The sequence below is a fragment of the Tsukamurella pseudospumae genome, assembly GCF_001575195.1.
Taxonomy (GTDB): domain Bacteria; phylum Actinomycetota; class Actinomycetes; order Mycobacteriales; family Mycobacteriaceae; genus Tsukamurella; species Tsukamurella pseudospumae.
Window position 1 is genome coordinate 539715 of sequence record NZ_LSRF01000001.1, and the last position, 12488, is coordinate 552202.

10 protein-coding genes are annotated in these 12488 nt (G+C 72.5%); all 10 read left to right on the forward strand.

The window, feature by feature from the left end:
* From AXK60_RS02530 to AXK60_RS02575, 10 genes are read left to right on the forward strand one after another with little or no spacing between them, the layout of a single operon-like run.
* Entirely contained in the window at positions 1-933 is a 933-nt protein-coding gene (locus tag AXK60_RS02530; RefSeq protein ID WP_068569389.1) for a DUF389 domain-containing protein, read from the forward strand.
* A complete protein-coding gene (locus tag AXK60_RS02535) occupies positions 930-3392 on the forward strand; it encodes a circularly permuted type 2 ATP-grasp protein (RefSeq protein WP_068569390.1) in 2463 nt (820 codons plus the stop codon). Before AXK60_RS02530 ends, AXK60_RS02535 begins: the two co-directional genes overlap by 4 nt.
* Positions 3383-4300 carry a transglutaminase family protein gene (locus tag AXK60_RS02540; protein WP_068569391.1) on the forward strand — a complete coding sequence of 306 codons (918 nt, stop codon included), beginning with the start codon at positions 3383-3385 and terminating at the stop codon, positions 4298-4300. The genes AXK60_RS02535 and AXK60_RS02540 overlap by 10 nt, the downstream gene beginning before the upstream one ends.
* Positions 4301-4315: 15 nt before the next feature.
* Positions 4316-5422, forward strand: coding sequence for a hypothetical protein (locus AXK60_RS02545; protein ID WP_068569392.1), 1107 nt, complete (start codon positions 4316-4318; stop codon positions 5420-5422).
* Entirely contained in the window at positions 5419-6789 is a 1371-nt protein-coding gene (locus AXK60_RS02550) for a replication-associated recombination protein A (protein WP_068569393.1), read from the forward strand. Before AXK60_RS02545 ends, AXK60_RS02550 begins: the two co-directional genes overlap by 4 nt.
* A 43-nt stretch (positions 6790-6832) precedes the next feature.
* A complete protein-coding gene (gene alaS / locus AXK60_RS02555) occupies positions 6833-9514 on the forward strand; it encodes an alanine--tRNA ligase (protein ID WP_068569394.1) in 2682 nt (893 codons plus the stop codon).
* A 2-nt stretch (positions 9515-9516) separates the two neighbouring features.
* A complete protein-coding gene (ruvX, locus tag AXK60_RS02560) occupies positions 9517-10005 on the forward strand; it encodes a Holliday junction resolvase RuvX (RefSeq protein WP_068569395.1) in 489 nt (162 codons plus the stop codon).
* Entirely contained in the window at positions 10002-11258 is a 1257-nt protein-coding gene (locus AXK60_RS02565) for an endolytic transglycosylase MltG (protein WP_068569396.1), read from the forward strand. Before ruvX ends, AXK60_RS02565 begins: the two co-directional genes overlap by 4 nt.
* Positions 11255-12076 (forward strand): shikimate dehydrogenase, encoded by an 822-nt coding sequence (locus AXK60_RS02570; protein WP_231855391.1) that lies wholly within the window; start codon positions 11255-11257, stop codon positions 12074-12076. Before AXK60_RS02565 ends, AXK60_RS02570 begins: the two co-directional genes overlap by 4 nt.
* The gene (locus AXK60_RS02575) at positions 12073-12483 is read left to right on the forward strand and encodes an acyl-CoA thioesterase (protein WP_068743548.1); all 411 of its coding nucleotides are present in this window, start codon (positions 12073-12075) and stop codon (positions 12481-12483) included. Before AXK60_RS02570 ends, AXK60_RS02575 begins: the two co-directional genes overlap by 4 nt.
* Positions 12484-12488: the final 5 nt, after the last annotated feature.

Here is a 12488-nt window from a genome sequence, read left to right on the forward strand (position 1 = left end):
GTGCGCCACATCCGGGTGATCAGCCCGCCGGAGCGCACCGCCGCGGTGCTCGACATCCTGCGATCCCGGCCGGGCGTCACCCACATCACGCTCGCGCCCGGCGGCTCGATCGAGCCCTCGGGCGACGTGATCGGCGCGGACGTCACGCGGGAGGCGGCGCACCGGGTCCTGCAGGGCCTGGAGGCCCTCGGTATCCCGGCCGACGGTGCCGTCACCGTCGCCTCGCTCGACACGGTCCTGTCCGCCGCCGCGGACGAGGTCGAGCGCGCAGTGCCCGGCGACCCGTCGGACGCGGTGGTCTGGGAGGAACTGACGGCCCGGACCCGCGAGGAGTCGACGCTCAACGTCACCTTCCTGGCGTTCCTGGTCCTCGCGGTCATGCTCGCCGCGGTCGGCGTGGTCACGAACTCGCCGGTCACGGTGGTCGGCGCGATGGTCGTCGGCCCGGAGTTCGGTCCGCTCGCCGCGATCGCGGTGGCCCTCGCGACGCGGCGCCCGCACTTCGCGCTGCGCCCGTCGATCGCGCTGCTCGTCGGCTTCCCCGTGGCGATGGCGTGCACGTGGATCGGGGCCGAGCTCGCGCTCGCCGCCGATCTGTACCCGGAGGACGTGCTGGCGTCGGCGGCGCAGGTCGACTTCATCTACCGCGTCGGCCCGTTCTCGCTGATCGTCGCGCTGCTGGCCGGCGCGGCGGGCATGATCTCGATGGTGACCGCGAAGTCCGCGGCGCTGGTCGGGGTGTTCATCTCGGTCACGACGGTGCCGGCCGCCGGGTACGCCGTGGTCGCCGCGACGGTCGGCGACTGGCACCGGGCGCTGGAGTCGACCGCGCAGTTGGGAGTCAACCTGGTGGGGATCGTCGTCGCGGGATTCCTCGTGCTGGCACTGCGTCCGGCGGCCTGGCGCGACATGCGGGAGCAGGTGGGACTGTGAGCATCGACGCGCTGCGCGCACTCGACCGCGAGGGCCTGCGCCGACTGAGCACCCGCGTCCGGGGGCTCATCGACGACGAGGGCATCACCTACAACGCCCTCGACGCGCTCCCGACGACGAACGACCCGGTCGAACCCGGTCCCTGGCGGCTCGACCCGCTGCCGGTGCTGCTCGGCAGCGAGGAATGGGATCACCTCGCCCGCGGCGTCGCCCAGCGGTCCCTGCTGTTCGACGCGGTCCTGAAGGACTTCTACGGCGAGCAGCGCACCGTCCGGACCGGCCTGGTGCCGCCCGAGGTGCTCTTCGCGCACCCCGGGTACATCCGGCGGGCCGTCGGCGTACCGTCGCCCGGCCCGCGGTCCCTGTTCCTGCACGGCGTGGACCTCACCGAGACCGCCGGCGCCGACGGTGCCGCGCGCGGATACGTCGCCGTCGCGGACCGGACCCAGGCCCCGTCGGGCGTGGGCTACGCGCTGGCCGACCGCCGGGTGACCTCCCGCGCCCTCCCGCGCGAGTTCCGCACCGAGACCCCGCGCCCCGTCTCGTCGTTCGCGGCCGCCCTGCGGGTGCAGCTGATCGAGGCGGCCCCGCCGGGCGCCGACGACCCGACCGTCGTGGTGCTGAGCCCCGGCGCCTTCTCGGAGACCGCTTTCGACCAGGCCTACCTCGCCTCGGTGCTGGGCTTCCCGCTGGTCGAGGCCGCGGATCTGACGGTCCGCGACGGCGGCGTCTTCATGCGCGCCCTGGGGCGGATGAAGCGGATCGACGTCATCTTGCGCCGCGTCGACTCCGAGTTCTCCGACCCCCTCGACCTGCGGACCGACTCGCAGCTCGGCGTCGTCGGGCTGGTCGAGATGATGACCCGCGGGGCGGTCACCGTCGTCAACACGCTCGGCTCGGGCGTGCTCGAGAACCCCGCGCTGCACGCGTTCCTGCCGCAGCTGTGCCGCGCGCTGCTCGACGAGGACCTCCTGCTCGCGTCCACGCCCACCCTGCACGCCGCCACCCCGGCCGGGCGTGCCACCCTGGACGGTCCGCTCGACGAGATGCTCGTCATCGACTTCGCCACGGGGGAGCGCGTCGTCGGCGACGCCCTGTCCGCGGGCGCGGCGGACGACCTGCGCGCCCGCGTCGCCGCGGACCCGTCCGTCTGGTGCGTCAAGACCCTCGTCCCCGCGACCGGCCGCCCCGCGATCGACCGCGGCACCGTCGTCGAGCGCGGCTTCGCGCTGCGCGCCTTCTCCCTCGCCCAGGAATCCGGGTACTCGGTGCTGCCGGGCGGGCTCGGCCAGGTCCTGCTCGACGGTGCCGCCGGGTCCCTGCTCAACTCGTCGGCGGCGCGTGATGTCTGGGTGCCGACGTCCGAGGACCTGCGAGCCCCGGCCCGCGTGGCCACCGCACCCCGGTCCGGGCGGGTCGGCGCGGCGCCGAGCGGGCCGATCGCGACCGCCCGCGTGCTGTCCGACCAATTCTGGATCGGCCGGTACGCCGAGCGCGCCGAGGCGACCGTCCGGCTGGTGTCGGTCGCGCACGACCGCAGCCGCGAGTTCCGGCACCGGCCCTGGCAGGCCGGCTCCGCGGTACTGCAGCCCCTGCTCGACGCGGTGGTCGCGGCGTCGGTCACCGACCAGTTGGGGCGGATCGTCGTCGAGGGCGCCGAACAGTCCGATGTCACGGCCCGGCTGCGCCGGCTCACGCTCGACGCGGACGTGCCCGGCACCGTCGTGCATTCGGGCGTGCGGCTGCGCGCCTGCCTGCGGGCGGTGCGCGACCAGATGTCCACCGACACCTGGCTGGTGCTCAGCGGCGCCGAGCGGTCGTTGGCGCGCCTCGCGGCCGACCCGGACGACGGCGGCGAGCAGCTCGATCAGACGCTCGGCGAGGTCCTGGTCTCGCTGCTCGCGTTCTCCGGGCTCGCCCGTGAGTCCCTCGTGCAGGACCCGGCCTGGCTGATGATGGACGCCGGCCGCCGGATCGAGCGATCGCTGCAGCTCAGCGCCGTGACCCGGGCGATGGTCGTGCCGACCGCGGCGGCCGACGTCGACGCGGGCATGCTCGAGGCCTACCTGGTGACGTGCGAGTCCGCGGTCACGTACAGGCGCAGGCACCGGGCCGTGCTCCGGGCGAGCGCCGCGGTCGACCTGATGTTCCTCGACGCCACCAACCCGCGGTCGCTCGTGGCCGCGCTCGGGGCGCTGGCAGAGGGCCTGGCGCAGCTGCCCGACGAGCTGCGCAGCCCGACCTGCGAGCGCACCGTCGGCGAGGCCCTGACCCGGCTCCACCGGTTCGATCCGGACGAGGTCGAGACCGTCGTGGACGGCCGGCGCGCCGAGCTGGAGGGCCTGCTGGACGCCGTCGACGAGGCGCTCCGCGAGGTCTCCGACGTGCTCGAACGAACCCGTTTCGCACTGCCGGCCGCGGCGCGCCCGATCTGGGTGGGGGTGCAGTCGTGGGGCTGAGCTTCTCCCGGCGGACCGAGGACTCCCGGTCGCGCCGCTACCGCGTGGTGCACGAGACCACCTACACCTACGACGCCGAGGTCACGTCGAGCTTCGGCCGCTGCTACCTGTCGCCGCGGGAGCTGTCCGATCAGCGCGTCGACGAGCACGCGATCACGATCGGGCCCGAGCCGACCGACCGGTCGGAGGGCGTCGACGCCTTCGGCAACACCGACACCTACTTCCACGTCACGACCCCGCACACGCAACTCACGGTCCGCGGGGAGTCGCTCGTGGTGGTCGACCCGCTGGACCGGGCCGTCACCGACGAGGGCGCCGCGCTCGCGCCGTGGGAACTCGCGCGGCCGGTCGGCGAGGCCGGCGCGGTGGCCGTGCAGTACCGCCTGGACCAGCGCCCGCCGGAGATCGACGACGCCGTCCGCGCCTACGCCGACGCGGTCTTCACGCCCGGCAAGCCGCTGGTCGAGGCGATCGAGGAGCTGACGACGCGGATCTACACGGACTTCGCGTACACGTCCGGCGCGACCAATGTCTCGACCCGGGTCGGGACGGTGATGGAGCGCCGTCAGGGCGTGTGCCAGGACTTCGCGCGGGTCGCGATCGCGTGCCTGCGGTCGAAGGGCCTCGCGGCCCGGTACGTGTCGGGCTACCTCGCCACCGAGCCGCCCCCCGGCCAGGACCGGGTCGTCGGCGCCGGGGCGACCCACGCGTGGGCCGCGGTGCGGCTGCCCGGCGATGTCTGGCTGCCCTTCGACCCGACCAACAACAAGTTCGTCGACGAGCGGCACGTGACCGTGGCATGGGGCCGCGATTACGAGGACGTTCCACCCCTGCGCGGCGTCATCTACACCGAATCGAAGGGGTCGAAGATCCATGTCTCCGTGGACGTCGCGCCCCTGCCGGACTGAGGTAGGTTGGAAGCGATGGTTGCCGCGCTGGGGTACGAGACGACGGGGGCGGCCCTCACCGCGGTGGAGGGTCTGCTGGGACGTCGGGTCGGCGCACCCGTCGAGCTGGGCGAGCCGGAGGATCTGGGCGGCTCGGGCCGCACGCTGGTGATGCGCGTGCGGGTCCTGCACAACAACCCGCTGTTGCCGCGCACCGTCGTGATCAAGCAGCTCCGGGCCCCCGATCACTCGGACGCCGATCATTCCGAGGCCTTCGCCCGGGAGGGCGCCGCCTACAAGTTCGCGACGGCGCTGCCGGTCGACGCCCGTCCGGGCCCGCAACTGCTCGCCTCGGACCCGGACGCGAAGATCCTCGTGCTGCAGGATCTCGGCGAGGGCGAGACGATGGCGGACCGGTTGCGCCGCACCCCGTCGTCCGGCGCGGCGACGGTGCTCTCCGCGTGGGCCCAGGCGCTCGGGCGCATGCACGCGGGTACCTACGGACGCGAACGCGACCTGTCCGTGCTGGCGAGGCGCGAACACACCGATTCCCGCAACGACCCGGTCGCGGGAGAGGCCGCGCGCGCCGCGCTCGCGGTGCCGCGCGCCATCGGCGGTATCGACGACGGTGCCCGGTCGGTCCTGGACGCCGCGGTCGCGATGTTCACCGAGGGGCCCTTCCGCGCGTTCAGCCCGTCCGACGTCGGTCCCGACAACACGCACGTGGTCGGCGGCGCGGTGCGCTTCCTCGACTACGAGTGGGCCGGCTTCCGTGACGGCGCGCTCGACGTGGCCTACGTCCTGCTGACCTATCCCGACTGCACCGCGGACGGCCACTCGACCGAGCACGACATCGCGATCGTCGAGGCCTGGCGGTCCGAGGTGGTGCGGCTGTGGCCCAGGCTGGCCGACGATGTCGCCCTGCGCCGGCACGTGACCACCGCGAAGCTCGCCTGGCTCACGCTCGCCACCTACTGGGCGCTGGGTCTGGACTCCGCGAGCCGGATCGACGCCGGCCACCTCGACAGCCTGCCGGCCTGGTCGAACGACGATCTCGCCGCCCGGTGGGACCGCCTCGCCGCCGCGGACCCGCGGCTGCGCGACATCGCGGTCGCCGCCGCCGCGGAGGTCCGCGCGCTGTGACCGGCTCCCTGTTCGGCGACGACGGGGACCTCGGAGCGCCACCGGAGGCACCGTCGGCCCGCGGTCCGGTCGAGTTCGTCCCCACGCACGCGGGCACGCCCCTCGCCGTCCGCCTCCGGCCCCGCGGCCTCGAGGAGGTCCTCGGCCAGGAGCACCTGCTCGGCCCCGGCACGCCGCTGCGCAGGCTGATCGACGGTGCGGGCGCCGCCAGCGTGATCCTCTACGGCCCGCCCGGTACGGGCAAGACGACGATCGCCTCGCTGATCTCCGGCGCCACGGGGCGTCGGTTCGAGGCCCTCTCCGCGCTGTCCGCGGGCGTCAAGGACGTGCGCGCGGTCATCGAGGTGGCGCGCCGCCGGCTGCTGGTCGACGAGCAGACGGTGCTGTTCATCGACGAGGTCCACCGGTTCTCCAAGGCACAGCAGGACGCGCTGCTGGCGGCGGTCGAGAACCGCGTCGTGCTGCTCGTCGCGGCGACCACCGAGAACCCGAGCTTCTCCGTCGTCTCGCCGCTGCTTTCGCGCTCGCTCATCCTGCAGCTGAGGCCGCTGGAGCCCGAGCACATCTCGGAGCTGATCGACCGCGCTCTCACGGACGCCCGGGGCTACGACGGCGCGCTGACCATCTCCGACGAGGCCCGGGAGCACCTGGTGCGGCTGGCCGGAGGGGACGCGCGGCGCTCGCTGACGGCGCTCGAGGCCGCCGCGGACGTCGCGCTCGGGGAGCAGGTCGACGAGATCAGCCTGGAGATCGTCGAGTCGTCGATCGACACCGCGGCCGTGCGGTACGACCGCGCCGGAGACCAGCACTACGACGTCATCAGCGCCTTCATCAAGTCGATCCGCGGCTCCGATGTCGATGCGGCGCTGCACTACCTGGCGCGGATGATCTCCGCGGGGGAGGACCCGCGGTTCATCGCCCGGCGACTCGTCGTGCACGCGTCCGAGGACATCGGCATGGCCGACCCGCAGGCCCTGCTCGTAGCCACTGCGGCGGCGCAGGCGGTCCAATTGATCGGCATGCCGGAGGCGCGGCTCGCCCTGGCACAGGCCACGATCCACCTGGCCACGGCCCCCAAGTCCGACGGGGTGGTCTCCGCGATCGGCGCGGCCATGGGCGACATCGGCGCAGGCAAGGCGGGGGCGGTGCCGCCGCACCTGCGGGACGGCCACTACGCGGGCGCGGAGAAATTGGGCAACGCGCAGGGCTACGTGTACCCGCACGGCGTGCCGGGCGGTGTCGCCGCGCAGCAGTACCCGCCGGACGACCTGGTGGGCGTCGACTACTACGCCCCCACCGATCACGGCTTCGAGCGGGAGATCGGCCCGCGGGTAACGCGGCTGCGCGGGATCCTGCGTCGCCGGTAAGGTTCGTAGGTCGAGATCGAAATCTTTTACGCGAAGGATCGTTGTGCAGACCCATGAGATTCGGAAGCGGTTCACGGACCACTTCGTCAAGGCCGGACACACCCAGGTGCCGAGTGCGTCGCTGGTCCTGAACGACCCGAATCAGCTGTTCGTGATCGCCGGCATGGTGCCCTTCGTGCCGTACTTCCTGGGCCAGCAGACGCCGCCCTACGACCGGGCGACGTCGATCCAGAAGTGCGTGCGCACCCTCGACATCGAGGAGGTGGGCATCACCACGCGCCACAACACCTTCTTCCAGATGGCCGGCAACTTCAGCTTCGGCGACTACTTCAAGCGCGAGGCCATCCGCTTCGCCTGGTCGCTGCTGACGAACCCCGTCGACGAGGGCGGATTCGGGATGGATCCCGAGCGCCTGTGGTCCACCGTGTACCTCGACGACGACGAGGCCCGCGACCTGTGGCTCGAGGTCGGCCAGGTGCCCGAGCGCATCCAGCGCCGCGGTATGAAGGACAACTACTGGTCCATGGGCATCCCCGGACCCGCGGGCCCGTGCTCGGAGATCTTCTACGACCGCGGCCCCGAGTACGGCGTCGAGGGCGGCCCGGAGGCCGACGAGGACCGCTACATCGAGATCTGGAACCTCGTCTTCATGCAGAACGAGCGGGGCCAGGGCGGCGGCAAGGAGAACTTCGAGATCCTCGGCGAGCTGCCGAAGAAGAACATCGACACCGGCATGGGCGTCGAGCGCGTCGCCTTCCTGCTGCAGGGCGTCGACAACGTCTACGACACCGACCTGCTGCGTCCCGTCATCGACCGCGCCCAGGAGCTCACGGGGCAGGTGTACGGCCGGCGACCTGAATCCAACCCGGAGCACGACCGGCTCTTCCGCGTCATCGCCGACCACACCCGCACCGCGGTGATGCTCATCGAGGACGGCGTGAACCCCGGCAACGACGGCCGTGGCTACGTGCTGCGCCGCCTCCTGCGCCGCGTGGTGCGCTCGGCCCGCCTCCTCGGCGCGACCGGCGAGACGATGGGCGCCTTCGTCGACACCGTCATCTCGACGATGACCCTGTCGTACCCTTCGCTCGCCGACGACGCCGAGCGCATCCGGAACATCGCCACCGGCGAGGAGCAGGCCTTCCTCAAGACTCTCGAACAGGGCACCACGCTGTTCGGCAATGCCGTGGACTCGACCAAGTCCTCGGGCCGGACGGTGCTCTCGGGCGACGACGCCTTCACACTGCACGACACCTACGGCTTCCCGATCGACCTCACGCTGGAGATGGCCTCCGAGGCCGGCCTCACGGTCGACGAGGACGGCTTCCGCGCGCTCATGGCCGAGCAGCGCCAGCGCGCCAAGGACGACGCGAACTCGCGCAAGTCGGCGCTGGCCGACCTGTCGGTGTTCCGCGAGTTCGTGGACCGCGGACCCACGGAGTTCACCGGCTTCGACGAGCTGGTCTCCGACGCGCAGGTGCTCGGCCTGATCAAGGACGGCGTCCGCGTACCCGTCGCGCACCAGGGCGACGACATCGAGATCGTGCTGGACCGCAGCCCGCTCTACGCGGAGGCCGGCGGTCAGCTCGCCGACATCGGCACGATCACCACCGCCGCCGGCGCGCAGATCGTCGTGACCGACGTGCAGCGCGTCGCGAAGACCGTGTGGCGCCACCAGGGCACCGTCGCCGCCGGCGAGGTCGCCGAGGGCGACACCGTCACCGTCGCGGTCGACCCGTCGCACCGGCACGGCAGCACCCAGGGGCATTCGGGGACCCACCTGGTGCACGCCGCGCTGCACCAGGTGCTCGGCCCCAATGCCGTGCAGGCGGGCTCGCTCAACAAGCCCGGCTACCTGCGCTTCGACTTCCGCTGGTCGGGCGGCCTGAACGAGCAGCAGCGCGCCGACATCGAGCGGGTGACCAACGAGGCCGTGCAGGCCGACTACGCGGTGCACACCCAGGTCACCGACCTGGAGACCGCGAAGAAGAGCGGCGCGATGGCGCTGTTCGGCGAGAACTACGGCGAGCGGGTGCGCGTCGTCGAGATCGGCGGGCCCTTCTCGATGGAGCTGTGCGGCGGTACGCACGTCGCCAGCTCGGGTCTGGTCGGCCCCGTCACCCTGCTCGGGGAGAGCTCCGTCGGCTCGGGCGTGCGTCGCGTCGAGGCCTACGTGGGCCTCGACTCGCAGCAGTACCTCGCGAAGGAGCACGCCCTCGTATCCGCGTTGTCGAGCTCGCTCAAGGTGCCCTCGGAGGAGGTGCCGGCGCGCGTCGAGTCGCTGGTCACCCGGCTCAAGGACGCCGAGAAGGAACTGGAGAAGCTGCGGGCGCAGGCGGCGCTGTCCGCGCTGGCGGAGCTGGCGTCCGCCCCCGAGCGGGTGGGCGCCGTCCGGCTGGTCGCCGCGAAGGCGCCGCAGGGCGTCACCGCCGGTGAGCTCCGCGGTCTGGTCATGCAGCTCAAGGGCCGCCTCGGCGCTGAGCCGGCCGTCATCGCCCTGTTCGCGGTCGACGGCGACAAGGTGCCCTTCGTGGTCGCGGCCAACGACGCCGCGCAGGAACTGGGCGTCAAGGCCGGCGACGTGGTCAAGGCCGCGGCCCCGTCGGTCGGCGGGCGCGGCGGCGGCAAGGCCGACATGGCCCAGGGTGCCGGATCGGACGCCTCGGGCATCGACGGCGGTATCGCCGCGGTCCGGGCCGAGGTCACGCGGACGGTGGGCGCCTGACGGTGAGCGGCGCGCAGCCCGCGTGGGAGCGCGGCCGTCGGCTCGCCCTGGACGTGGGGAAGGCCCGCATCGGCGTGGCCGTCTCGGATCCCGACGGGATCCTCGCCACGCCGGTGGAGACGGTCCGCGCCGCGAAGGACGGCTCCGACCTGCGGCGGATCGCGCAACTGGTGGTCGACTACGAGCCGATCGAGATCGTCGTCGGGATGCCCCGCACCCTGCGCGGCGAACGTGGGGCCTCGGCGAAGATGGCCGAGGGCTTCGCGCGACGGCTCGCCGGGGTCCTGCGTACCTCACAGGCAACGCCGCCACGGGTATGTTTTTCTGACGAGCGCTTCACCACGGTCACCGCGCAGCGTGCGCTGCGCGAGAACGGGGTGCGGGCGAAGGAGCAGCGAGCGGTGATCGATCAGGCCGCCGCGGTGGCCATCCTGCAGGGATGGCTCGACGAGCAGAGGCCGGTGCCCGGCCCCGAGGAGGTCGGCGAGTGAGCGACGGGTGGAACAGGCACCGCGCGGAACCGGTCGCGGTCGGCGAGCAGCGGACCACCCGGGCGGACCGACGCAGGGCCGCGCGACAGGCGCAGGTGAAGCGCCGCCGCCGCATCGCTCTGCTGTCGATCCTGGTGGTCTTCCTCGTGGCGGTCGGCGCGGTGCTGTGGACGGTGCGCGGTTCGTTGTTCGGGGGCGGGGCTGCTCCGGAGGACTTCGCGTCGGGTCAGTCGGGTGCCGAGGTCGTCGTGCACATCACCGGTGAGAACAACTCGGACTTCGCGCAGAACCTCGTGGACGCCGGGGTGGTCAAGTCGGTCGGCGCGTTCAACCGGGCCGCGGGCGACAAGCCGATCTCCGCGGGCTACTACGAGCTCCGCATGACCCTGCCCGCGTCCGAGGTCGTCACCATGCTGGTGGACCCGGCGCGGACGCACCGCGTGGGCATGCTCAACGTCTCGCCCGGTGCGGTCCTCGACGACAAGCGCAACAAGGACAACAAGGTCGCGCCGGGGATCTTCAGTCAGCTGTCCGCGGCCACGGCCCATACGGACGGCGGCGTGAAGAAGCAGACGGCCAAGGCGGATTTCGTCAAGGTGGCCTCCACGGCGAGTGTCGCCGATCTCGGGGTCCCCGACTGGGCGGCCGCCACCGTGAACCGGCTCAAGGGGGATCACCGCCGCATCGAGGGGCTCATCGCGCCGGGCGTGTGGGACCAGATCGACCCGTCGGGCACGCCGGTGTCGATCCTCAAGGAGCTCATCACGGCGTCGGCCAAGCAGTACGAGGCGCAGGGCCTGCTCGACGCGAGCCGCACGTCCGCGGCGAAGCTCGCGCCGTACCAGGTGCTGGTGTCCGCGTCGATCGTCGAGCGCGAGGTGAACCAGGCCGACGACTACCCGAAGGTCGCGCGGGTGATCCTCAACCGGCTCGCGAAGAACCAGAAGCTCGAGATGGATTCGACCGTCAACTACACCGAGGCCGTCACCGGCATCGACGTGGTGGGCGAGCAGCTGCTCAAGAAGACCGAGTGGAACACCTACGCCAAGACGGGTCTGCCGGCGACGCCGATCGGCGCGGTGGGGATCCCGGCGCTGGTCGCGACGGAGAACCCCGCACCGGGGCCGTGGCTGTACTTCGTCACGGTCGACAGCCAGGGCACGACGCTGTTCACCGACGACTTCGCGCAGCACGAGCGCAACCGGCAGAAGGCCTGCGACACGAAGTTCCTGACTGCGGGCTGCGGTCGGTGACCGGATCGCGACGCGCGGCGGTCCTGGGGAAGCCGATCGCGCATTCGCTGTCCCCGGTGCTCCACAACGCCGCGTTCCGCGCGTTGGGTCTGGACTGGACCTACGAGCGGATCGAGTGCGACGCCGATGCTCTGCCGGGCCTGGTCGCCGGCCTGGGGTCGGAGTGGGTGGGCCTGTCCGTCACGATGCCCGGGAAGTTCGCGGCCCTGGCGTTCGCCGACGAGCGTACGGAGCGCGCGGTCACCGTCGGGTCCGCGAACACGCTGGTGCGCACCGAGGCCGGGTGGCTGGCCGACTGCACGGACGTCGACGGTGCCGCCGGCCTCCTGGACGAGTGCGGCGCGGCGGGGGAGTCGGCGGTCGTCGTCGGTGCCGGCGGCACGGCCCGCCCGGTGTTCGCCGCGCTCGCCGACCGCGGCTTCCGCAGGGCGACGGTGCTCGCCCGCTCGGAGTCGCGGGCGCAGGACGCCCTGCTGTGCGCCGCGTCCTTCGGCCTCACCGCGTCGTGGGCACCGCTCGCGGCGGACTCCGTGCCGACGGCGGACGTCGTGGTGTCGACGGTGCCGGGATCGGCCCAGTCCGAAGACTTCCCGCTCGTGGACGCGCTGTCGTCGGCGGCGCCCGCCGTCGCGGACGTCGCCTACGATCCCTGGCCCACGCTACTCGTGGCGGCGGCCGAGTCGAAGGGCGCCCGGACCGCCGGCGGCCTGACGATGCTGCTCGCGCAGGCGTACCGCCAGGCCGAATGGTTCACCGGCCGGCCGGCGCCGCGCGCCGCGATGGCGGCCGCGTTGGCCGCCGCGAGGGCGGAACGATGACGGACTTCCGGTATCGATTCCGGCCGCGGTACTACGAGATCGACCGCCAGGGCGTGATGTTCAACATGTGGTACCTGGGCTACGTCGACACGGCGGTGACGGAGTTCTACGCCGACCGCGGGGACGGCTACGAGGCGCTGCTGGCGGCCGGATTCGACACCCAGGTCGTGCACGTGGAGATGGACTACGCCGCGGGCCTGACCGACGATCGCGATGTCGAGCTGGTCCTGCGGACCGGGCGGATCGGGAACAAGAGCTTCACCCTCGAGTTCGTGTTCCGCACGGACCTCGACGCCGAGGTCCCCACCGACGCCGTGTCGGGCCGGGTCGTGCACGCGGTGATCGCGACCGACGGGTCGGGATCGGTCCCGGTCCCCGATCTGCTGCGGAACGTACTCCTGTCCTGACACAC